The 21,028-nt window shown below is 46.6% G+C and carries 24 protein-coding genes; 10 read left to right on the top strand and 14 right to left on the bottom strand.

Annotated elements, in window-relative coordinates; all coding sequences use genetic code 11:
- Positions 1-18: 18 nt before the first annotated feature.
- The 7 genes from mscL to EXG77_RS12525 form a co-directional block, all read right to left on the bottom strand.
- Complete coding sequence (gene mscL, locus EXG77_RS12495) at positions 19-411, bottom strand: large-conductance mechanosensitive channel protein MscL (RefSeq protein WP_023467359.1); 393 nt, start codon at positions 409-411, stop codon at positions 19-21.
- Positions 412-423: 12 nt separating this feature from the next.
- Positions 424-1,305, bottom strand: a complete 882-nt coding sequence (locus EXG77_RS12500; protein ID WP_023467358.1) for a Cof-type HAD-IIB family hydrolase — start codon at positions 1,303-1,305, stop codon at positions 424-426.
- Between the two features lie 75 nt (positions 1,306-1,380).
- The gene (gene cls, locus EXG77_RS12505) at positions 1,381-2,832 is read right to left on the bottom strand and encodes a cardiolipin synthase (RefSeq protein WP_035398470.1); all 1,452 of its coding nucleotides are present in this window, start codon (positions 2,830-2,832) and stop codon (positions 1,381-1,383) included.
- A gap of 136 nt (positions 2,833-2,968) precedes the next feature.
- Positions 2,969-4,378, bottom strand: a complete 1,410-nt coding sequence (gene hemG, locus EXG77_RS12510) for a protoporphyrinogen oxidase (RefSeq protein ID WP_035398472.1) — start codon at positions 4,376-4,378, stop codon at positions 2,969-2,971.
- On the bottom strand, positions 4,368-5,300 hold the full coding sequence (gene hemH, locus EXG77_RS12515; RefSeq protein WP_035398474.1) for a ferrochelatase: 933 nt from the start codon (positions 5,298-5,300) through the stop codon (positions 4,368-4,370). Before hemH ends, hemG begins: the two co-directional genes overlap by 11 nt.
- Entirely contained in the window at positions 5,297-6,343 is a 1,047-nt protein-coding gene (gene hemE / locus EXG77_RS12520) for a uroporphyrinogen decarboxylase (RefSeq protein ID WP_035398477.1), read from the bottom strand. Before hemE ends, hemH begins: the two co-directional genes overlap by 4 nt.
- A gap of 143 nt (positions 6,344-6,486) precedes the next feature.
- On the bottom strand, positions 6,487-6,789 hold the full coding sequence (locus EXG77_RS12525; RefSeq protein WP_023467353.1) for a MerR family transcriptional regulator: 303 nt from the start codon (positions 6,787-6,789) through the stop codon (positions 6,487-6,489).
- A 117-nt stretch (positions 6,790-6,906) separates the two neighbouring features.
- Between EXG77_RS12525 and EXG77_RS12530 the strand changes: the two genes are divergently transcribed.
- Positions 6,907-8,205 (top strand): ammonium transporter, encoded by a 1,299-nt coding sequence (locus EXG77_RS12530; RefSeq protein ID WP_023467352.1) that lies wholly within the window; start codon positions 6,907-6,909, stop codon positions 8,203-8,205.
- 55 nt (positions 8,206-8,260) lie between these two features.
- On the opposite strand, the gene EXG77_RS12535 is transcribed toward EXG77_RS12530, so the two are convergent.
- Positions 8,261-9,397: an ABC transporter permease gene (locus tag EXG77_RS12535; protein ID WP_035398479.1), complete on the bottom strand. Its 1,137-nt coding sequence runs from the start codon at positions 9,395-9,397 to the stop codon at positions 8,261-8,263.
- Positions 9,394-10,128: an ABC transporter ATP-binding protein gene (locus EXG77_RS12540; protein ID WP_023467350.1), complete on the bottom strand. Its 735-nt coding sequence runs from the start codon at positions 10,126-10,128 to the stop codon at positions 9,394-9,396. The genes EXG77_RS12535 and EXG77_RS12540 overlap by 4 nt, the downstream gene beginning before the upstream one ends.
- 328 nt (positions 10,129-10,456) lie before the next feature.
- Here EXG77_RS12540 and EXG77_RS12545 point away from each other — a divergent pair, with 328 nt between their 5' ends.
- Both EXG77_RS12545 and EXG77_RS12550 read left to right on the top strand, forming a co-directional pair.
- Positions 10,457-10,705, top strand: coding sequence for a GlsB/YeaQ/YmgE family stress response membrane protein (locus EXG77_RS12545; RefSeq protein ID WP_023467349.1), 249 nt, complete (start codon positions 10,457-10,459; stop codon positions 10,703-10,705).
- Between the two features lie 33 nt (positions 10,706-10,738).
- Positions 10,739-10,990 carry a GlsB/YeaQ/YmgE family stress response membrane protein gene (locus tag EXG77_RS12550; RefSeq protein ID WP_023467348.1) on the top strand — a complete coding sequence of 84 codons (252 nt, stop codon included), beginning with the start codon at positions 10,739-10,741 and terminating at the stop codon, positions 10,988-10,990.
- A gap of 36 nt (positions 10,991-11,026) precedes the next feature.
- Here EXG77_RS12550 and EXG77_RS12555 read toward each other — a convergent pair whose 3' ends face one another.
- The gene (locus EXG77_RS12555; RefSeq protein ID WP_023467347.1) at positions 11,027-12,079 is read right to left on the bottom strand and encodes a hypothetical protein; all 1,053 of its coding nucleotides are present in this window, start codon (positions 12,077-12,079) and stop codon (positions 11,027-11,029) included.
- Between the two features lie 128 nt (positions 12,080-12,207).
- Here EXG77_RS12555 and EXG77_RS12560 point away from each other — a divergent pair, with 128 nt between their 5' ends.
- The 4 genes from EXG77_RS12560 to EXG77_RS12575 all read left to right on the top strand — a co-directional run bounded on the left by EXG77_RS12560 (position 12,208) and on the right by EXG77_RS12575 (position 14,919).
- Positions 12,208-12,633: an HIT family protein gene (locus EXG77_RS12560; protein WP_023467346.1), complete on the top strand. Its 426-nt coding sequence runs from the start codon at positions 12,208-12,210 to the stop codon at positions 12,631-12,633.
- Between the two features lie 114 nt (positions 12,634-12,747).
- Positions 12,748-13,089, top strand: coding sequence for a hypothetical protein (locus tag EXG77_RS12565; RefSeq protein WP_023467345.1), 342 nt, complete (start codon positions 12,748-12,750; stop codon positions 13,087-13,089).
- 83 nt (positions 13,090-13,172) lie between these two features.
- Complete coding sequence (locus tag EXG77_RS12570) at positions 13,173-13,742, top strand: HTH-type transcriptional regulator Hpr (protein WP_023467344.1); 570 nt, start codon at positions 13,173-13,175, stop codon at positions 13,740-13,742.
- A 259-nt stretch (positions 13,743-14,001) separates the two neighbouring features.
- The gene (locus tag EXG77_RS12575; protein ID WP_023467343.1) at positions 14,002-14,919 is read left to right on the top strand and encodes a peptidylprolyl isomerase; all 918 of its coding nucleotides are present in this window, start codon (positions 14,002-14,004) and stop codon (positions 14,917-14,919) included.
- Between the two features lie 63 nt (positions 14,920-14,982).
- Here the strand turns inward: EXG77_RS12575 and namA are convergent, their stop codons facing one another.
- Positions 14,983-16,014: an NADPH dehydrogenase NamA gene (gene namA, locus EXG77_RS12580; protein ID WP_023467342.1), complete on the bottom strand. Its 1,032-nt coding sequence runs from the start codon at positions 16,012-16,014 to the stop codon at positions 14,983-14,985.
- 12 nt (positions 16,015-16,026) lie between these two features.
- Positions 16,027-16,947, bottom strand: coding sequence for an HD domain-containing protein (locus EXG77_RS12585; protein WP_029340932.1), 921 nt, complete (start codon positions 16,945-16,947; stop codon positions 16,027-16,029).
- A 104-nt stretch (positions 16,948-17,051) separates the two neighbouring features.
- Between EXG77_RS12585 and EXG77_RS12590 the strand changes: the two genes are divergently transcribed.
- The 3 genes from EXG77_RS12590 (at position 17,052) to EXG77_RS12600 (ending at position 19,371) form a co-directional block, all read left to right on the top strand.
- Positions 17,052-17,957, top strand: a complete 906-nt coding sequence (locus EXG77_RS12590) for a magnesium transporter CorA family protein (protein ID WP_023467340.1) — start codon at positions 17,052-17,054, stop codon at positions 17,955-17,957.
- A gap of 63 nt (positions 17,958-18,020) precedes the next feature.
- Positions 18,021-19,100, top strand: a complete 1,080-nt coding sequence (gene dinB, locus EXG77_RS12595) for a DNA polymerase IV (RefSeq protein WP_023467339.1) — start codon at positions 18,021-18,023, stop codon at positions 19,098-19,100.
- A gap of 58 nt (positions 19,101-19,158) precedes the next feature.
- On the top strand, positions 19,159-19,371 hold the full coding sequence (locus EXG77_RS12600) for a YhzD family protein (protein WP_023467338.1): 213 nt from the start codon (positions 19,159-19,161) through the stop codon (positions 19,369-19,371).
- A gap of 52 nt (positions 19,372-19,423) precedes the next feature.
- Here EXG77_RS12600 and EXG77_RS12605 read toward each other — a convergent pair whose 3' ends face one another.
- Complete coding sequence (locus tag EXG77_RS12605; protein WP_023467337.1) at positions 19,424-19,798, bottom strand: YlbF family regulator; 375 nt, start codon at positions 19,796-19,798, stop codon at positions 19,424-19,426.
- Between the two features lie 20 nt (positions 19,799-19,818).
- A complete protein-coding gene (locus tag EXG77_RS12610) occupies positions 19,819-20,955 on the bottom strand; it encodes a DUF445 domain-containing protein (protein WP_035398483.1) in 1,137 nt (378 codons plus the stop codon).
- Positions 20,956-21,028: the final 73 nt, after the last annotated feature.

Here is a 21,028-nt window from a genome sequence, read left to right on the forward strand (position 1 = left end):
CAGCCTTTGTTGTATCCGTCAGTTTTTCGTCGATGACTCATTTTGATGAATCAAGGCATCTCTGATTTCTGTCAATAATTTTTCTTCTGTCGTTGGTACCGCTTCTTCTTCGACGACCTCTTCCTTCTTTCGGAATGAAGTGATGCCTTTGACGAAGATAAACAGCGCAAAGGCGATCAACAAGAATTCGATGCTCGCTTGAAGAAATTGACCGTACTGCAACTCTGCATTTCCGACCATGACTGACAATCCTTTAACATCAATGCCCCCGATGATGATACCGATCAGTGGCATGAAGACGCTGTCGACGAGGGATTTGATGATCCCACTAAACGCAGCACCAAGAATAACTCCGACCGCTAAGTCGATCACATTCCCCCGAAAGGCAAACTCCTTGAATGCCTTAAACATGAAACGTCCCCCTTACCAAGCGCGGGACGCCAACTGCTGAATCGCATATCCGACGCCGTGCTCGTCATTTGATTTCGTCACGTGATGGGCAATCGCTTTTGCCTCATCATGACCATTCCCCATCGCGATCGCCTTGCCGGCAACTTTGAACATTGGAAGATCATTCAGGTTATCACCGATGACAGCAACCTGTTCGATTGGCACACCGAGGTGGTCAGCGAGGATTTTAACTGCCGTTCCTTTATCGGCACCGACTGCCATGACTTCGATGTTATCGTGTCCTGACGACGTGACATAGACACCGTCGACCTTCTGCTCGATTTCCTGCCAGATTTTTTTCATTAATTCTTGATCAAACGAGAATGAGATGAATTTAAATACTTGTCCCGCTTGGTTACGGATATACGACCGGAATCCATCAATCATCTTGACGTCTTCGTGGACATAATAACGATCGTGGAAGAAATCAAGCACTTGTTTAGCCCGATCACTTTCTTCACTCAACTCTTTTAGAGAATCATAGGCTGCGTCGATCGTCGCTCCTTGTGCTGTCACGAGTCCTCGATCACAGAACATCTCGAAGAAAACTTCATATTGACTGATGATACCGTAAATTTGCTGTGCTTGTTCCGTCGTCAACGTCGTCGCACTTAACTCTTCTCCATCTACGGTCATCACACGTGCCCCGTTTGAAGCAATGATCGGACAGTGGATTCCTGCTGCATCTGTTAATTCTTTTGCATTTAAGTAGTTACGTCCTGTCGCGATTGCAAATTCGACACCTTGTTCGCGTGCCGCTTCAATTGCCTGAATCGTCTCCGGTTCAATTCTTTGTTTACCTGAAAGAACGGTTCCATCCATGTCTGATACGAGTAGTTTGATTGGATTTGCCATCGTCTTCACTCTCCTCTTTTTCTATTTCCATACCACTATACCATTTTTCACATTTTGCCTGGTCGTAAACGCGGTTTACAAAATCGGTGACAACAAACGCGAAATACTTTCCTTGAATTTAATCGTTCTTGAACGCGCGGCATACGACTCGACCGTCATGAGCTTTGATACCTCACAATCAGCGAGGAAAAGACGTTCTAGTTCAATCGCTACTGCCTGATCATAAACGATCGTGTTCATTTCAAAGTTCAACCGAAAACTTCGCGCATCGATATTCGTCGTCCCGACCGAAGCAATCTCGCCATCAACAACGATCGTCTTTGCATGTAAAAATCCAGGTTCATACGTGTAGACTTTAGCTCCGTACGATAACAACTCTCCTACAGCAGCAGTCGTTGCCCAGTAAACGAATGGGTGGTCCGGTTTGTTCGGAATCATGATACGGACTTCCACTCCGGACAGAAGGGCTGCCTTACATGCATCTAAATAACTCGTGTCTGGAATGAAATAAGGCGATTGGATATAAATCGTCCGTTTTGCTTCGTTGATCATCTTGATCAAGGCAAGCTTCAAATACTCTGAACGAGAATCCGGACCCGACGTGACGATTTGCATCGGTAATATATCCTGAATCCTGTGCGTTCCATAGTAAAACAAAGATTTTTCCGTATAGACGTCACTTGCTTGGTTCCAGTCGAGAATGAAGCGGTCGAGTTGATCGTGAACGACGTCACCTTCCAAGCGAAAATGTGTATCCCGCCAGTAGCCGAACTTTTCATCGATCCCGAGATATTCCGTACCAACGTTGAACCCACCAATGTAGCCGATTCGACCGTCGATGATACAGGATTTACGGTGATTCCGGTTGTTCAATCGAAAATTAACGAAACCAATCGTCGACGGGAAAAAGGCGAACACTTCTCCTCCGTGTGCTAGTAAATCCTTAAAATCCGTCCGTTTGAGACTTCGTGATCCGACAGCATCATACAATAGACGTACTTTGATCCCACGACGGGCACAATCGGTCAATGTATCGATCAACGCTAACCCGAGACGATCTTTCTGAATGATGTAATATTGGATATTCACTTCATGCTCTGCCTGGCGGATATCTTGAATCATCCGATTGAACTTCTGCTCGCCATCCGAAAGAATCTGCAGTTGATTCGAGAGACTGAGCAGGGAACCGTTCGACATCAGGTTCATCCGAATCATATCCCGGTGCTTTTGAATCATCGGGTGCCGTCCCATCGTTACAAGTTCTTTTTTCTGTAAGGCGATCCGTCTATCCTGTTCCAGTTGTTCTTCATCCGTGACACGATAAAAATTCGTTTTTTTCAACAGTCTTCCGAAAAACAGATAGACGAGAAACCCAACGAGCGGAACGAAATACAAGATGAATACCCATGCCCATGTCGCACCAATATCGCGCCGCTCAAGAAAAATAACCGTCAGGACAGCCAAGATATTCATGATAAGCAATCCGTAGACGATGATGATCGTGAACGTACTCCATACTTCCACCATACGATTCCCTCCCGCTTCAACGGTATTCTTCAATTTTGATTCCTCTGTCTCTTATTCCCGTTTCCTTCCGTGTCATTCTTCTGAAGACAAAAAAACCTTTTTGAAGCACGGCTAGCTTCAAAAAGGTTTAGGTGTGTCATGATTCTTTACATGGTTCCGGTTGTTGTAACGCCATTTGTTCAAGCGTCGCTTTGACACCTGCTACACAGTCTGGCAATCCAACACCATCATAGGCGAGTCCGGCTAAATGAATGTGCGGATAATGAAAAGCGACGATTTCTCGCACTTCTTGAATCCGCTGTGCATGTCCTACCGTATAGGCCGGTAAGCCGTCTAAGAGACGACTGATGACGACACGTTCCGGTTGCAAGGGACGACCACAGATGTTTTCAAGATCTTCTAAGACGACGCGTTCAATCATTTCGTCAGATTCACGAACGAGTGCATCTTTTCCGGGGCGTCCGATGAAGGCACGGAGCACGGTATGATTCGGTGCTGCATGATTCCACTTTTGATCAATCGCCGTGCATGCTGTAATTGAATACGGCGCCCGACGGTTGACGATGAATCCCGTTCCATCAATCGGTAACGCTGTTTCCTTATCGAAAATCAACGTGACCGTCGCCGTCGAGTGTGTTGAAAGGTTCGCAAGCCCTGGAAGCGTCGCATCTGGTAACAGGGACACGACTTGGCGATGCGGAATCGTCAACAAAATATCATCAGCATATTCTGGACCATGATCCGTTTCGAGACGATACCGCCCGTCTTCTTCCCGTTCGATGGAGCGAAGTGGTGTCTCTAGACGAATCTCTGTCCGTTCGAGCACCTCTTCTAAACGCTCGACGAGAGACTCGAGTCCAGTAGCAAGTGATAGGAATTGACCTGTCGCTTTGAGCGTCGGGCCTTGTTGTTGATCAAGCGGACGCATGAGGCGCATCCCTTCGAACAAGCTTCCCGCCTTTTGCTCATTCGCAACGAATTGCGGATAGGTCGCGAACGTACTCATCCGATCGATATCACCCGCATAGATGCCTGAAAGAAGCGGTTCGATCAACTTCTCGACGAGCGCATCTCCAAGACGCGGACGCAGGTATTCCCCTAATGGGATGTCTGTTTCCGGAATCGTCAAATCAGGAGCAGGGTGAAGCAAGCGTTCTGTCACCTCTGCTTTTTCTTCTTCCGTCAGTAGAGACGTCTCTGCGAATAACTCTAAATCGGTCGGGATGCCCATGACGGCACCTTTTGGAATCGGGTGGAGACCGCGCGCATCCAAGATATACGCTTGCGACGTGTTATTTCGAACGAGTTGATCCCCTAATCCGATCTCTTCAATGAGATCCGTCAACACGTGTTTCCGTGCGACGTATGAATCCGGTCCCCGCTCGATCGTCAATCCTTCGTCCCGATATGTCGCCACCTTACCACCGAGACGACCCTCTGCCTCGAGTAACGTGATGTTCATCTCTGGAAACTGCTTCTCTGCATAATAGGCGGCTGCAAGTCCTGATATACCACCGCCCACGATGACGAGACGTTTACTGGACATAACTACCCACCTGTTTCGCGACGGCTTCCGTGACAGCTTTCATGAAAGCTGGATCCGCGTTTGGCATGACAGGTCGCGCATAGTGAATTCCGAGTTCGTCGCAGACGACTTTACACTCGTAATCATTATCGAACAATACTTCTAGGTGATCGGCAACGAAACCAACGGGTACGTAGACGAATGCTTCATATCCTTTTTCTTCGTAGACGTCACGTGTCAAATCCTGAACATCTGGTCCAAGCCATGGTTCTGGCGTTTGTCCAGCCGATTGCCAGCCTGTGATCATATGCGGTACACCAGCACGTTGCGCGATCAATTCGGCTGTTTCCTTCAATTGCTCTGGGTATGGATCACCGTTTGCAATGATTTTCTCAGGTAGACTGTGTGCTGAAACGACGAGAACGGCTTTCTCTTCAGGTACTGGTAAAGCGTCGAACGTCTTGCGGATTTCTTTCCCCCACCAATCGAGAAACGCTTCTTCTTTGTACCACGATTCGACGGATGCGAGACGAATACCATGTTGGTCCGCGACTTCCTTCGCACGACCGTTATATGAACGGATACTGAACGTTGAATAGTGTGGTGCTAAAACGACCGTGACCGCTTCCGTAATGCCGTCTTTTGCCATTTGCTCGACAGCATCCTCAACGAATGGCTCGATGTGTTTCAGACCAAGATAGAGTTTGAACTCGATTTCACCAACATATTTCTCAGACAGTTGACGGTGTAGCTCTTCAGCCTGATCAATCGTGACTTGTGCGAGTGGTGAGACACCACCGATGGCTTCGTAACGTTCCGTCAACTCTGCCAATGCTTCTGGAGACGGTTTGCGCCCGCGACGGATGTGCGTATAATAACGCTCGATATCTTCTGGTTTATATGGCGTACCGTACGCCATAACAAGTAGTCCTAACGTCTTCATTTTCCTACCTCCATTTTTTCTTTCGAATAATCATGGATAAATGCAGTCAAACGTTTCAATACTTCTGGATCGACTTCCGGGAAGATGCCGTGACCGAGGTTAAAGATAAATCCTGGTTGCTTCATTCCCAGGTCGAGAATTTCCTTCGTTTTTGCTTCAAGGATATCCCACGGTGCTAGCAGATAAGACGGGTCGAGGTTTCCTTGGACAGGTTTCGTCAATCCACGCTCACGTGCTTCGTCAATCGACAAACGCCAATCAAGTCCGACGACGTCTAACGGTAAACTGTGCCATTCTTCTGCCAAGTGACTCGCTCCTACACCGAACATGATCATCGGCACGCCTGTATCTTTTAATTCCGTGAAAATGCGTTCCATCGTTGGCTTGATGTAACGGACATAATCTTTCCGACTTGTCGTTCCGACCCATGAATCAAAGATTTGGAACGCTTGAATTCCTGCATCCACTTGTGACTTGATGTAATCGATGACCATGTCACCTAGTTTCTCCATTAAGGCATGCCATACCTCAGGTTGTCCATACATCAATGCTTTCGTTTTATGGTATCCCTTCGAAGGACCACCTTCAATCATATAGCTCGCAAGCGTGAATGGTGCCCCGGAAAAACCAATCAACGGTACTTCGAGTCGTTCTCGTAACAAACGAATCGTTTCATAGATATATGGAATATCTTCGCGGTTGAATGGTTGTAATGCTTCGACATCTGCCATCGTGCGAATCGGGTTCGCGATGACTGGACCGATACCACTCTTGATTTCGACGTCAACGCCCATCGATGGAAGTGGCGTCATGATGTCTTTATACAGAATCGCTGCATCGACCCCTAATTGTTTTACAGGTAGTTCTGTCACATATGCGCCTAGTTCCGAGTCATGTGTGATCTCGAAAAGCGTCCGCGTCTTCTTGATTTCACGATATTCCGCTTGATAACGACCTGCTTGTCGCATGTACCAGACGGGAACGTGATCAATCTGCTCGCCACGGATCGCCCGCAAAAACGTATCATTGAATTTCTTCATCATAACTACCCCTTTATACTCGTTCTAACGCCCCAAAAAAACGTACGATAAGTTTGTGAACACAGAAACATTATATCTGAAATTAAGAAGTCTGTGCCAATAAATCGTTTACAAAATGACAGTTCTGTTACCAGTTCATGAAATGTTCACTGTTTCTTGTAAAGACCGAACGCAGCGTTTAACTGACCGCGGATCAAGTCTGAACGTTGCTGTTCCGTTACCTTACGTTCTTTTTCTCGAATTTCGTGCGTACGCCAGCCATCCTCGATTTTTTCCGCGACTTCGACGAGTCGCTCGACATCCGTAAACGAATATTTTCGTGTTTTTCCATTTGTCCGTTCTGGAAAGATCAACTTCCGTTCCTCATAGTAACGAATCTGACGTTCTGACAAGCCGGTCAATTCACAGACGATTCCGATCGACATCACCTTTTTTTCACGGTAGTTCATCTTCGTCACTCCTTTCCACAAAAATACCATGTCAGATTTTCTGACACAACACGTTTCTTTGAAAGTATTTCCGTCTAAAGTAAACACATACTTTAAATGGATAAAGGAGGAACGACAATGAAACTGGAACAACTCGCTATCTCAGTCGATACGTTTTATGTCTTATTCGCAGCACTGCTCGTCTTTACGATGCAAATCGGATTCTTACTTCTAGAAACAGGGATGTTACGGGCGAAGAACGCGGGGCACGTCGCCGTCAAACAAATCATCAGCTTCTCGGTTGCCGCTCTCGCCTTTTGGGCCATCGGATTCGGATTGACGTTTGGTGATGGCAATTCTATCATCGGAACGGAAGGATTCTTTTTACAAGGAGGATTCAGCAGTCTTGATTGGTCGAACATCACGATTGATGTGAAGTTCCTCTTCCAACTCTCATTCGTCGCTGTCTCCCTCGCGATCGCTTGGGGCGGATTCGCAGAACGTGCTAAATTATCCGTCTACCTGTTGTTCGGAACGTTTTTCGTTGCTATCATCTATCCGATCATTGCACGTTCCGTTTGGGCAGGTGGATTCCTTGGTTCGCTCGGGATGCAAGACTTCGCTGGATCAACGGTCGTTCACTTACAAGGTGGGATTGCTGCACTCGTTGCTGCTTTACTGCTCAAGAAACGAATCGGTGCTGAAAAAACACCGTTACTCGGACACAACGTCATCTATTCTGTCGTTGGTGCCTTCATCCTCTGGTTATGTTGGTTCGGCTTCAATGCTGGTTCGACACTAACGATTGCCGATGGATTCTTTAGTTACGTTGCCTTGACGACGTTACTTGCGACTGCAGCAGGTGCCCTCGGTGCTCTTGCCATCTCATTCTGGCACCGTCGTGTCGCAGATATCCCTTCGATCATCAACGGTGTCTTAGCTGCACTCGTTGCCATCACAGCAGCCTGTGCCTTCGTCGAACCGTGGGCAGCTGTCGTCATCGGTTTCCTCGCTGGTGTGATCACATATGGAACGAGCATTCTTCTCGCAAGCCGTGTCGATGATCCATTATGTGCCTTCTCCGTTCATGGCGTCGCTGGTATCTGGGGTACACTCGCAACTGGATTCTTCGCTTCACCACGACTCGTTGAAATCACAGGGATCGGACAAGCTGGTCTCTTCTATGGTGGCGGTTTTACGCAACTCGGTGTTCAAGCACTTGGTGTCGTCTTTGCCGTCGTCATCGTCAGTGTCTTGAGTTATGCATTCTTAAAAGTTCTCGACCTTACGATTGGTCTTCGGATCACACGCGAAGATGAACTCCGCGGACTGGACGTTGCGGAACATGGTCAATCTTCTTACGATCTCCCTGCTCCTGTCAGCAAAGAATTGCGTATGGTCGAAGAAGAAGATCTCTCAAACGAACGCGTCAATTAATAAAAAGAACAAGAGCCTACACGATGGATTCATCGCGTAGGCTCTTTCTTGTTTATTATTTTCGAGCGTAGTATTCACCAATCACAAGCGCCAAGGCTGCCCCACCAACGACATAGATGGATCCGCTTAAAAAGAATCCAAGTAGCGTCAAGACGATGCATTGACTGATTGCTGCGAAGCGGATGATTTTTCGTTTCGCCTGTACAGCATTTCCAAACGGTAATAGACGAGTCAATAGATGTTGGTCCACTGCCTTCGTGAACGGTGCTAGTTGAAAGCTTGTCAATCCTGCAAACGCAGGGATTGCAAGCGCAACGAACAACTCGTTGCCACTCGCTAACCACATGAACACAGCCCCGATCAGCGTCAAACGAACAATCAATCCGATCCCGTCTCCACTCCGGATGAACTGTTTGACATACAAGTAATCGAATGTCGTTTGCGCTCGATATGGAATCCGCTCGACCATGTTACTCAAGAGACGACGGCGTTTATATGTTGCCGATAAATGCGGCACATCGACGAACCAGTTCGCTAATCGATAAAAACGATCACGCGATTCCTGTTCGAGCGCAATCCATTCGCGTAGAGGAAGATGGTCCTGACGCTTTAAATGGAGTACGACCATTAAGAGAAGTGCGACGACGATTGTCATCCACGCCATATCGATGATGACGAGTAGCGCCGCTCCGAACGCATACAGTAACACCGTCCGATGTGCAATGCCTTCAAGCTTTGATAAATTCGCAGCAGCTCCGAACAAAGCAAGCGCTACCCCAAGTAAAACAAGTTCAAGTGGTGTCGTCTGTTCCGTTCGAACATAGAGAACAACGACAGCTAAAAACGGAATCACGGCACGGATGATACCAAAGACCGCATTGTACGCTCGTACTTGTTGCATGAAACTTGATAACTTCGCTAACACCGGTAATAGAAACACTTGGTCCGCCTCAACGAGAAACGTCCGACTCGTCCGATAGAGCGGTAAAATCAGAAACAAGGCTGCCATGACGAATCGACCTGGAAACGATGGATCGAGTTGGTCGAGGAAACGTCCGTAGACGACTAAACCGTACAAAATAACGAAGTAAACGGTAAATAACAGTCCGCCATTCGCCATGTACCTTGTATATTTCACCGTTTCCGTCATCGCCGCCTGGTAGCGTTCCTTCCATAAGGACTGGCTGTTCATCGTTCCGCCTCCTCGATCGCGGCAACGTACAGATCATCCAGCGTTCCATCTTGCAGTCCATATCGTGCGCGTAAAGCAGCTGTCGTTCCCTCTGCTGCAATGTGCCCCTCATGTAAGAGCACGAATCGGTTACAGTGACGCTCGGCTGTCTCAAGAATATGCGTCGACATTAAGATCCCCTTACCGTCCTGCTTCAGTTCACTAAAAATCTGAAGTAACTCTCGGATTGCCAGTGGATCAAGTCCAACGAACGGTTCATCGACGATCAACAGTTCACTGCCTGTGACGAGTGCACATAAAATCATCGCTTTTTGCTTCATCCCTTTTGAGAAGACACTTGGAAACCATTCGAGTTGCTTCGTCATTCGAAGTCGTTCAGCATAATGTTGCGCGCGTTCTGTCGCGATTGCTTCTTCGACGTCATATCCTTGCGCCATCAGACGAAGGTGCTCCCGTAACGTCAGTTGTTCATATAACATCGGCTGCTCCGGAATATACGCCACTTGGCGACGATACTCGGTTTCGTTCGTCGTTAAATCCAATCCATTGATTCGAACCGATCCCGTCTTGACCGGTAAAAGACCAAGGATATGCTTGATCGTCGTTGATTTTCCGGCACCGTTCAACCCAATTAGACCGACGAGTTCACCTCGGTCGACTTCGATATTGATGTCATGCAGAACGGTTTTTGATCCGTATCCTCCTGACAAATCTTTAATGTCTAATAACATATCTGCCACTCCCTTTAGGCTCATCGTAAAGTAGACTCGCTTCGTTTTTCTAGCGTAACGCCTAGTTTTTTAAAATATAATGTTTTAATACTTGTTTTTTCGGCAATTACTCTAAGTGTAATCGTTACATCAATATATGAAAACGATTTACATGTAAATTGAAAGTGAAATCAATGAATCGTCTATTCATTCTCTATCAAGTGGTCTAATCGTCTAGTCATTTAAAGAATGAACTAAAGAATGAACGATTTCAGATTTTTTCATTTTCGCACGTGTTTATAACTGCCTGAAAACAGGTAAAACTAATATGTAGAGGAGATGTTTAGAAATGGGTTTCTTATGGGCACTCATCATTGGTGGTCTCATCGGTTGGATCGCAAGTTTAATTATCGGGAAAGACGTACCGGGTGGCATCATCGGTAACATTATCGCTGGTTTCATCGGTTCGATGATCGGTCAAGCCATCTTTGGTTCAATGGGACCAAAAATTGCTGGTTTCGCAGTCATTCCGGCTATTCTCGGAGCAGTCATCTTGATCTTCATCGTCTCACTTATTCTCCGGGCAGTACGTAAGTAATCATAGATCTTAAATTGAAAAGGAGTGTTTTAAATGGGATTCTTATGGGCGTTAATCGTCGGTGGTATTATTGGTTGGCTAGCAAGCTTGATTTTAGGTAAGGATGTTCCAGGCGGTATCATTGGTAACATCATCGCTGGTTTTGTTGGTGCATTGATCGGTCAAGCATTATTCGGAAACTGGGGTCCAATGGTTGCCGGATTCGCAATCGTTCCTGCTTTACTCGGAGCTATCATTCTTATCCTTATCGTATCGTTCATTCTCCGTGCGGTGAATAAACGATAACCAAAAATCCTCGGACGTTCTAGTCCGAGGATTTTTTTAGTCTTTTAATTGTAACCACATACCGTCCTCTCGCTCGACGACTCGTTTTTCTGCTCGTAAGTTCAACCATTCGAACACACCTTCGAGAAAACTAGACGGATATTCCCAAACGGTACCGACTTGCTCGCGCTTCTTTCGTTCTGGTTTTCCAGCGATGGCTTCTAACTCATCTGGAGTCTTATTTAATCGGATTAGCAATTCTTCCACCTGCCCCGATTGATAGGTCACTTCATATCCATCGTATCGTGCTCGATTGGCAACGGTCGAATCAGGCGTGCCGAACGTATTCTCGAACGAGTCACGCGAACGTCCGAGATAGCCAGTCATCGTATCGATACTTTTTCCAGTCCGGGCTTTCACTTCCGTCTCAAGTAACGTTTTGATATCGACTGCATATTCGTTCGAAACGGTCGTATTGAATCGATCAGCCAATTTAAAGTCGACTGTCGCGTTCGGTTCATCTCCGAGTTGTACAGTCTTTGATTCCTGGACGGTCTGTCCGGATTGTTCCGCACTTGCTTGAACATCGTACTCTCCAGGAGATCGCTTGAGTTCAAGGGATTTCTGATCAATCGTCCCGACTTCTTCTCCATCTAATGAAATCTTCGTTCCCGGTAAATCACTTGAAACGGTTAACCGCTGAGGATTCACATCGAGAGAGTACCGGTCATACCAAAGCCATCCATCTTCTTCTTGAAGCGAAAACAGATGTGTCTTCACTTGCTTCCCTGCGCCTTGATCCTGTTTGACTTGTGCGATGACCCGGTCCGTCCGTTCTGAGTCAGCCGTCAACCAATTAACGAGTCGCGTCGCTTCACTCATCGGTAGTGACTTACCATTCATCGTGACGAGTTGTTGGAATCCACGCTGATCCTTTTCCTTTAACAAGGTAGCAAGACGCTCGTCTGTTTTCTCCATTCTCGCCGCTTCTTGCATGTTACGTCCAAACCAAAAGGCAACGAATAAGAAAAGACCGACGATAATGACGCTACCGACGAGCAGGCGCCGTTTTCGTTTTTTTTGTGCCGTCGAGGCTACTCGTGATGCCATGCAATTCGCTCCTTCCTTCAGTAGCTGTATGTTTCTAAGTGTATCGGGTTCAATTTGACTGTCAATCGTGCGGAAGTCGGAAACTTTCCGTATACTAATATTATCTTACCCAAGGGAGTGAACGTTCCATGCAAAAAGAGTCATGTATCTTCTGTAAAATTGCTCGCAAAGAAGTCCCTGGTCATATCGTATTCGAGAACGAACAAGTTCTCGCTTTCCTTGACCTGTCACAAGTGACGAAAGGACATACGCTCGTCATCCCAAAACAACATGCCGATAATTTGTATGATCTCTCTCCTGAACAAGCACAAGACGTATTTGCGACGATCCCGCAAATCAGTCGTGCGCTTCAACAAGAGACAGAGGCAGCTGGCATGAATCTCTTATCGAATACAGGAAAAGTAGCGGGTCAATCGGTCTCTCACTTCCACCTGCACCTCATTCCGCGTCACGATAAACAAGACGGTTTCGGTGCAAAATGGGAAGTTCATAATGACGATTACACGGCAGAGGAATTAGCTGAACTCGCTAACTCGATCGCTTCTCGCATCTAAGTCTGTTCTTTTTCTTCTATTCTTAGAAAAATATTGCCGAAATAGGTTTCTTTCATTCGATTTTCGGTAAAATAATATGAAACAAATATTTTAATATTAAAAAGGAGGTTCAATATGTCGAAGCGTCCCGCCCGTAACTGGGTCGCTTTTGGTGCTACGCTAACACTTGTGACTTTTTACGGTCTGAAGGCGCTTCGCCAAGGTACGAAAAGCGACTCTTCGAACGGTCATCAACGTCGAAATTCTTATTCTACAATCGTAACGAATGTGCAGGATTTGACCCAGGAGGGCAAGAACTTAGTAGAGACAGCAAAAGCGTCTGGTATGCACTTCAAAGAAGAAGTCATGCAGAGCGTCTCGGAATACCAAACGGAAGTCCAAGCATCGCTCACGAAGATCCAGTCTCTCGCTGATGAAGCGAAACAGGAAGCAGACCAGCTTTCTCCACAAAAGTAAGATCCGTTGCTTCGATTTGTTTTTGTATAGTTTGCATTTTGCGCGTTTGAGCCATTGTCACCTTTCGAAAGGATGAGTCAGATATGGAACACGAAAAGTTATATCCTGGACAAGAGGCTTTGTTGTATAGCCACAAGATTGTCCAGTTAAGCAAAGCACTATGGAAAACGGTAGAAAAAGATTGGCAAAATTGGATCAAGCCCTTTGATCTGAACATCAATGAACATCATATCTTGTGGATTTCGCACGCGCTAGGCGGTGCCTCGATTTCAGAGATCGCGAAATATGGTGTCATGCACGTCTCGACGGCATTCAACTTCTCGAAGAAGTTAGAAGACCGCGGATTGTTGACGTTCTCGAAAAAGGAAACAGATAAACGAAATACCTACGTCCAGTTGACACCAGAGGGCGAATCACTCTTGCTTGAGACGATTCAAGCGTTCCGCCCTGAAGAAAACGGTGTCTTCCGTGCATCACTTCCTCTTCAGGAATTGTACGGGAAGTTCCCGGAATTAACGGACATTTCTGCGATCGTACGTCGCTTGTATGGCGACAGCTTCATGGACATATTCGCTGAGACATCAAAGATGATCACAGAAGAAGCAGATCGTCGCCCTCAAGATCCAGTCATGGACTCAATCAAAAAAGCATAACCTTACCAAAAGCGTTTTAGCCTCTAGCTAGAATGCTTTTTTTAGGTCTTTTTTCCTCATGACAAGGACATTACTACTATGTCTCAAGAGCGTTATTTCCCTCACAATTTCCCATAAAAATTATCCTCAACCGACTACTTGGATGTGATAGCATGGAAAAGAGCAAGTATCTCTTGGCATGACAAGATACAGCTGTCAACCAGACGAGAATATGATATGATAAAACGGTTGAAATAAATGGTAAATTAGGGGTGTATGTATGAAAAAGAAATTGTTAGGCGCAGCAGCAGTCGCAAGTGTATTTACGTTAGCAGCATGTGGATCAAATGACGAAGCCGTCATCAATTACAAAGGTGGCGAAGTCAACAAGGCTGACGTCCAAGAAGAAGCATACGAAAAAGCTGGTGCTCAAATCGCTTTCCAGCAAACAATGAACAAATTGCTTGAGAAGAAATACGGCAAAGAAGTCACGGATAAAGAAGTCGAAGCAGAAGTCAAGAAGACAAAAGACCAGTTCCCGGATAAAGAGCAGTTCAATACAACATTGAAATCTGCTGGAATCAAGAACGAAAAAGAATTCGAGACAGTTCTTCGCACACAAATGCTCTTAACGGAAGCAAAATCTGCGAAATCAAAAGTAACAGATAAAGAAATCCAAGAGCGTTTTGACCAAGAAAAAGTCGAAGTCAAAGCAAGCCATATCCTCGTTGCGAAAGAGTCAGAAGCAAAAGACATCAAAAAACAATTGGATGACGGCGCGGACTTCGCGAAACTGGCAAAAGAGAAATCAACAGATACAGGTAGCGGTGCAAAAGGTGGAGACCTTGGATACTTCACAAAAGGTAAAATGGTCAAGGAATTCGAAGATTATGCGTTCAAGGATGGCGTTGAAGGTAAAATCTCCGATCCAATTAAAACACAATTCGGTTACCACATCATCAAAGTAGTCGATCGTAAAGAAAAGAAAGACTTTACGCTTGATAAAGAAAAAGCACGCATCAAAAAAGCACTTGCTGAAGAAAAAGCAGCACAAGTCAACCCGAACGATATCTACCGTTCACTCATGAAAGAATACGATGTTAAAATCGAAAACAAAGACTTCAAGGATGCTTTTGATTTAGATAAACAAGAACAACAACAAATGCAACAACAAATGATGCAACAACAACAGCAGTAATCAAAAAAGGAAGCCGCGAAGGCTTCCTTTTTTCGTGTCGTTTTTCATTCATATGAGCGATAGTTAACGAACCGTCCGGATTGGTGCCCGTTCGTATTGTTTCGGCAAGGCTACCGTATCTCCTAGTTCGGCTGCCGCATGATAGACCCAATAAGGTTGGCGAAGTAGTTCACGTGCGAGCAGGACGATATCTGCTCGACCGTTACGGACGATTTCTTCTGCATGGGCAGCTGTCGTAATCAATCCAACCGCGCCTGTTGCAATACCCGTCTCTCGTTTCAACTCTTCTGCATAGCTCACTTGATAGCCTGGATACACTTCCGGTACGGCATTAGCGACGACAGCCCCTGAACTGCAATCGAGTAGATCGATGTGACGTGCAGCTAGTTCTTTCGCGAGTGGAATATAATCCGTCGCCGTCATTCCCCCTGTTGCGTGATCGGCTGCTGAAATCCGGACCCAGATCGAGAGCTTGGAAACGGCTTGAATGCCATCAATGATCTCTAGCAACAAGCGCATCCGATTTTCAACCGATCCACCGTATTGGTCCTCACGAACGTTTGATAACGGAGAGAGGAACGTGTTCAGTAAGTAACCATGAGCCCCATGAATTTCAATGAAATCATACCCTGCTCGTTCCGCACGCAGTGCTGCATCGATGAACTGTTGTTTGATCGTCGCGATTTCCTCAAGCGTTAATGCTCGTGGATGTGTATACGTATCATCAAACGGTAAAGCACTCGGTGCAACGGGTGGTTCTGCCGTCGTACTTTTGCGCCCGGCATGGGCCAGTTGAATGCCTGCTTTTGCACCCGCTGCTTTGACTTGCTCTGCGATCCGTTGTAAGCCTTCGATATGAACATCTGACCAAATTCCAAGATCACCGGCTGAAATGCGACCGTCTGGCGTAACAGCACTCGCTTCTAAGATGACGCCACCGACACCACCCATCGCACGGGTTGCATAGTGCGTGACATGCCAATCCGTAACGAGTCCATCTTCTTTTGCACTGTACATACACATCGGCGCCATGATGACCCGATTTCGGAATGTCAACGTTCCGAGTTGAACCGTATCAAACAACTTCGTCTTCATCTTTTCTCCCCCTTATAGCTTCGGACGGTAAAAAGCACGATTATCTAGTGCGAATGATCGTTCCGAGAACTGTCCTGGCTCGACATATTCAAGGAGACGATCCATCATCGTCATCCGTGCATCAAGGTTATCGATCAAGAACAAAACTTCTGCCTCGCGCATCTGTGGTGCGACAGCAGAACCCCATTCCGGTCGTCCGTGATGACTTAAGACGAGATGTTGCAAGACCGTCAGTACTTCTGCGTCAATTTGTAATTCTGCTCCGACTTTTTCAAGTTCCGCTACCATCATCGTAATATGACCGACGAGTTTACCAGGCAACGTATATTCCGGTGCAACCGGATCGGATAACTCCTTGATTTTCGCATAATCGTGCAGAATGATGCCACTGATTAGCACGTCACGGTTTAAGGTCGGATAGAGTTGAGCGATTTGATCCGCTAGACGCAACATCGAAAGGACGTGGTATGACAGCCCCGAGTAAAAAGCATGATGGTTCTTGACCGCTGCCGGATGCGTGAAGTAAGCGTCGAATCGCGAAGTAATCAAATGTTTAACGAGCTTTTTCATATCACTGTTCTGAATCGATTCTACGAACGCGAGGACTTCCGTCTCGATTTGCTCTCGCGGAATCGGTGCGGATTGGACATAGTCCTCGACATTCGTCTCCTCTAGAACCGTGATTTGTTTGAGCTTGAGTTGTGTCCGCCCTCGATAGTCCATGACTTCTCCAGCAGCATGGACGATTGATTTCGGCGCATATTTTTCAAGATCACTCGTATCCCACATCTTCGTCTCGATTTCGCCTGTCTTATCCGTCAAGATGAGCGTCAAGTATGGTTTCCCATTCGCTGCAATTCCTTTGACCGCTTGCTTGATCATCGCTCGTTGATCGAGCGTTTCTCCAACTGCTAATTTACCAATTCCTTTCATACTTGAAACACGTCCTTTATCTGTAAAATAGGTGTCTTTTTTATATTCCATTGACTACACTTAAGGCATATACTATTTCATTCTACTATATGGGAGTCATGAACATGGAACTGGAACCTCAATTTAATTGGTCTCGCTATCTCGATTTAGCTGACTATGAACAAACCTTTCCGACGGCTGCCGTCGATCAATCCGAAATGGACTGGGTGACGCAGCTGCGATCGAAAGACATGAACTTCACCCGCTCGGAAAAAGGGGTTCTCTATGGCGCTGTCGTCACCTGGCAAAATCCTGTCGACAAAAGTGACCGCCGCTCGATTTGCTTTTATGTAACGAAAGAAAAACTGATCACGATTGGATTGTCGGATTCAATCGTGTCCCTGGTCGCTCCCTATTCTCCCGCGCATCCATTCGCAGCCTTTTATACGATTCTTGCTTTACAGCTGAACACGTATTTTGCCGGTATCGATCAGTTTGAGACGGAACTATTCTCAAGACAAGATGAACTACGTGGCAGCATCAATGAAGATTCGCTCGATAGCATCTTCGCTTTACGCGACACGATCGAGAACTGGTCCGATTTAATCGTTCCGTTTCAAGAGCTCGTCATGGCTGGTGAAGAATCATTTCTCGACGAGGACGCGTATCTCGAGGATCTCTCGTTGAAACTAGCTACGAAACGTGTCCGCCGTCTGTTGATGCTCATTGAACATTATCAAAAAGACATTGAGGTCCTGCTCGACTTATCGACGACCGTCTCGAACTTCCGTGGAAACGAAATCATGAAGGCATTAACAATCTTTACTGCCGTCGCGACACCAACGATGGCTCTCGGTGCGATTTGGGGGATGAACTTTAAAATCATGCCGGAATTAGAATGGAAATACGGTTACGCCCTATCCCTTGGTCTAATTTTTCTCTCGACTGGTGGCATCTTCTACTGGATGCGCTGGCGTGGATGGTTAGGCGCTCTTGTTCGGATGCCAAAGAACAGTCGACCAAAAAAATAGATATCAGAACATAAGTTCGTTATACTAATTGTATCATATCTACTGAAAGGAGACGCTTGTACGATGGAACGAAAAATCATTCATATTGATATGGACGCCTTTTACGCTTCCGTCGAGCAACGCGATCGTCCTCGATTAAAAGGTGTTCCCGTCGTCGTCGGTGGACCGCCTCATGCACGTGGTGTCGTAGCGACCTGTTCCTATGAAGCACGGAAATACGGTATCCATAGCGCGATGCCGTCAAGACGTGCCTTCCAGCTCTGCCCCCGTGCGGTCTTCATTCGTCCCCGCTTTGACGTCTACCGAGCTGTCAGTGCGCAAATCATGGCGCTTTTTCGAGAAGTGACACCGCTCGTCGAGCCTCTCTCGCTTGATGAAGCGTATCTTGACGTCACGGAAAATTATTTTGATCAAAAAAGTGCGACCTATATCGCGCAATATGTTCTTCAGCAAATTAAAGAACGGACAGGTCTGACGGCCTCTGCTGGTGTTTCGAACTCTAAGCTCGTCGCGAAGGTCGCATCCGGATACGAGAAACCGAACGGGATGACGGTAGTTCCTCCAGAGGACGTCCTCAGTTTCTTGTCTCCATTAAAAATTGGAGATTTACACGGCGTCGGAAAAGTCACGGAACAAGCGTTACGAAAACAAGGAATTGAAACCGTCGCAGATGTCCAAGCAATGCCGGTCGAACAATTACGAGCATTGCTCGGACGCGATCGCGGAACGGAACTGCATGCGATGGCACACGGGATCGACGAGCGTCCGGTTCGTCCGGAACGCGAGCGAAAATCGATTGGTTCTGAGACGACCTTCGAAGAAGATACGGAGGATATCGATACGATATTCGAGACGTTGATTCGAGAATCAAAATCCGTCATTGCGAGTCTTCAAAAAAAAGAACTCGTTTGCCGGACGATCACGATCAAGTGGAAGACCGATACATTCCAGTCACGTTCGAAACGGCATACATTTTCAGAAGAAACGGCGGACGAAGAACGCTTACTTGAGGAAACAACGAAATTGTTCAATGGTATCACCTTCGACGGACCGATCCGCTTGATTGGTATGACGGTCAGTCACCTGACTACTCCTCCCGCTGCGCGACAGTTGACGTGGCAAGACTTAGACCTGCGCTTGTAAAATGAATAGCTATTCATTATACTAAGTACAAGACCGATCAGACAAGGGAGGAACAAGTATGCAGTATACGATTACAGTCTTTTCAGATCGTGGTGAAACGTTACTCGATGACGTTTTTGAAGCAGAAGCAGATGGACAGGCACGAGAAGAAGGGATTCGGCGTCTCAATGAGAGTGGGTACGCTCATCATGCAGCTCGTGTCACACGTTCAGGTCGTTTGATTCATTTCGAGCGCGCTTACTTGCCACGGATCGTCCCTACTTCATCTTGAGCTATACAAAAAAGGAAGACGGCCATAATGGCGCGTCTTCCTTTTTGATGACTTATTGAACGTCGTCTTGTTGCTCCATCATTGGCGCGTAGAGTTCTTCTAACGGCTTCATGATGATTTGTGTGACTTCCGTCAGCATCGTGTGCATCCGTTGCTCTTCTTGCATCAGCTGACTGATTAGTGGGTTGTTTTGGACTTCAAGCATCTTTGTTTGGGCAGACGCCATATCGTCTGGTGTGATTTCTTCACCTTGCATCTGCTTTTGTTGTAATTCGAGTTGGATGTTACGGAACGATGCAAACAATTCGTTTGATTCCGGATCCGCGTTAACTTGCGTGTACAAATCTTTTAATGTCGTGTACTCCGAAGTCTCACGTAATGCACGCTCCAGTGTGTACGCGTGATCATATAAGTTTGTTTCTGCCATGAGTAAAACCTCCAATTTGTTTAGACGAGATAAAGCCCCGCCTGTATCAATCCAATTAAACCACCTAACAACCCTCCAAGCCAAGTGATAGCCCGGAATTCTCGCTTGGAAATCGATAAGACGATTTCCTCGAGATACGCAGTATCCAGCAAACCGACCTCTTCTCGAACAATCGTTTCGAGATCAAGCGTTTGTAGAATTTGCCCGATTTGATTCGTCGTCCGTTCGAATAGATGATCGATGACGACAGGGACATGTTGCTCGAGTAATTGTGACTCGAGGGGATTCAACCAGACGCGTAATGGTGTAGCAAGCATCGATTCAATCGGTAAACGCGCCAAGACTTGTTCTTTGACGGTCTGTCGAATCCGTGACTCCGTCTCTTCTGTCATATAAGACGACAGTGGACGATCTAGTCCCTTTTGCCATTCCTGACGTAATAAGGCAAGGATGAACTGAGACGTCGACTCTGATTGAAGTACCCGTTTCAGCTCCGGCTGAATCATATCAACGACGTTGACGTTCGCGAGCAACATCCCGAACATCCCACCTCCGAGACGCTGTTGGATGAAACGAGCAACAGTTTCCTCGAGTTGTAGACGTCCTTCTGGTCCATCAAAATATTCCTCTGCTTGGTGCAATACGGATGTGACGAGTCTTGGCATGACCTCTTCGATTTTTTGTTCTCCGGCTTCCCCGATCAACTCGCGCACGGACTGCTCACGCCATTTACCCATGAGGAGTGAAAACTCCTGCTCCAAGTGATAACTGATTTTTCCTTGAATCCGTTGTTTGGGTTCATCGATGAATCGACTAATCCACGCTTCCGTCGTCTCTTCTGAACGTGTCCATTTCATGACTTCATGTTCGACGAGCCGTGTGACAGCTCCACGAACAGCTGGTGATGCGAGACGTTTCCCGATCCCTTCTGGCGTCAAGAGATGCTTGACGACCGTCCGTCCGAGATTCGCTGCTAGTTCATCTCGCCGTTTAGGAATCAGACCCGGCGTAAACGGCACGCGAAATTTTCCGATGTATTTCGGTTCAAGTGGTCGAAATAACATCCGAATCGCTAGATGATTCGTGACTGCGCCAATCAGGGCCCCAATGACAATGATTCCGACAAGTTTCAATACGAGTAAAAACGTATCTGACATAAGTTATCATTCCTTCCGATTTTCGACTTATGGTAAAGTCGAGATAGTTATGTACGATTTAGGAGTGATGCCG

The organism is Exiguobacterium sp. OS-77, assembly GCF_000414195.2.
Taxonomy (GTDB): Bacteria; Bacillota; Bacilli; order Exiguobacteriales; family Exiguobacteriaceae; genus Exiguobacterium_A; species Exiguobacterium_A indicum.

What these genes read in the sequence shown, in the direction of transcription:
- mscL (WP_023467359.1), bottom strand. Translation starts at nt 411, where the DNA reads ATGTTTAAGGCATTCAAGGAGTTTGCCTTTCGGGGGAATGTGATCGAC.
- EXG77_RS12500 (WP_023467358.1), bottom strand. Translation starts at nt 1,305, where the DNA reads ATGGCAAATCCAATCAAACTACTCGTATCAGACATGGATGGAACCGTT.
- cls (WP_035398470.1), bottom strand. Translation starts at nt 2,832, where the DNA reads ATGGTGGAAGTATGGAGTACGTTCACGATCATCATCGTCTACGGATTG.
- hemG (WP_035398472.1), bottom strand. Translation starts at nt 4,378, where the DNA reads ATGTCCAGTAAACGTCTCGTCATCGTGGGCGGTGGTATATCAGGACTT.
- hemH (WP_035398474.1), bottom strand. Translation starts at nt 5,300, where the DNA reads ATGAAGACGTTAGGACTACTTGTTATGGCGTACGGTACGCCATATAAA.
- hemE (WP_035398477.1), bottom strand. Translation starts at nt 6,343, where the DNA reads ATGATGAAGAAATTCAATGATACGTTTTTGCGGGCGATCCGTGGCGAG.
- EXG77_RS12525 (WP_023467353.1), bottom strand. Translation starts at nt 6,789, where the DNA reads ATGAACTACCGTGAAAAAAAGGTGATGTCGATCGGAATCGTCTGTGAA.
- EXG77_RS12530 (WP_023467352.1), top strand. Translation starts at nt 6,907, where the DNA reads ATGAAACTGGAACAACTCGCTATCTCAGTCGATACGTTTTATGTCTTA.
- EXG77_RS12535 (WP_035398479.1), bottom strand. Translation starts at nt 9,397, where the DNA reads ATGAACAGCCAGTCCTTATGGAAGGAACGCTACCAGGCGGCGATGACG.
- EXG77_RS12540 (WP_023467350.1), bottom strand. Translation starts at nt 10,128, where the DNA reads ATGTTATTAGACATTAAAGATTTGTCAGGAGGATACGGATCAAAAACC.
- EXG77_RS12545 (WP_023467349.1), top strand. Translation starts at nt 10,457, where the DNA reads ATGGGTTTCTTATGGGCACTCATCATTGGTGGTCTCATCGGTTGGATC.
- EXG77_RS12550 (WP_023467348.1), top strand. Translation starts at nt 10,739, where the DNA reads ATGGGATTCTTATGGGCGTTAATCGTCGGTGGTATTATTGGTTGGCTA.
- EXG77_RS12555 (WP_023467347.1), bottom strand. Translation starts at nt 12,079, where the DNA reads ATGGCATCACGAGTAGCCTCGACGGCACAAAAAAAACGAAAACGGCGC.
- EXG77_RS12560 (WP_023467346.1), top strand. Translation starts at nt 12,208, where the DNA reads ATGCAAAAAGAGTCATGTATCTTCTGTAAAATTGCTCGCAAAGAAGTC.
- EXG77_RS12565 (WP_023467345.1), top strand. Translation starts at nt 12,748, where the DNA reads ATGTCGAAGCGTCCCGCCCGTAACTGGGTCGCTTTTGGTGCTACGCTA.
- EXG77_RS12570 (WP_023467344.1), top strand. Translation starts at nt 13,173, where the DNA reads ATGGAACACGAAAAGTTATATCCTGGACAAGAGGCTTTGTTGTATAGC.
- EXG77_RS12575 (WP_023467343.1), top strand. Translation starts at nt 14,002, where the DNA reads ATGAAAAAGAAATTGTTAGGCGCAGCAGCAGTCGCAAGTGTATTTACG.
- namA (WP_023467342.1), bottom strand. Translation starts at nt 16,014, where the DNA reads ATGAAGACGAAGTTGTTTGATACGGTTCAACTCGGAACGTTGACATTC.
- EXG77_RS12585 (WP_029340932.1), bottom strand. Translation starts at nt 16,947, where the DNA reads ATGAAAGGAATTGGTAAATTAGCAGTTGGAGAAACGCTCGATCAACGA.
- EXG77_RS12590 (WP_023467340.1), top strand. Translation starts at nt 17,052, where the DNA reads ATGGAACTGGAACCTCAATTTAATTGGTCTCGCTATCTCGATTTAGCT.
- dinB (WP_023467339.1), top strand. Translation starts at nt 18,021, where the DNA reads ATGGAACGAAAAATCATTCATATTGATATGGACGCCTTTTACGCTTCC.
- EXG77_RS12600 (WP_023467338.1), top strand. Translation starts at nt 19,159, where the DNA reads ATGCAGTATACGATTACAGTCTTTTCAGATCGTGGTGAAACGTTACTC.
- EXG77_RS12605 (WP_023467337.1), bottom strand. Translation starts at nt 19,798, where the DNA reads ATGGCAGAAACAAACTTATATGATCACGCGTACACACTGGAGCGTGCA.
- EXG77_RS12610 (WP_035398483.1), bottom strand. Translation starts at nt 20,955, where the DNA reads ATGTCAGATACGTTTTTACTCGTATTGAAACTTGTCGGAATCATTGTC.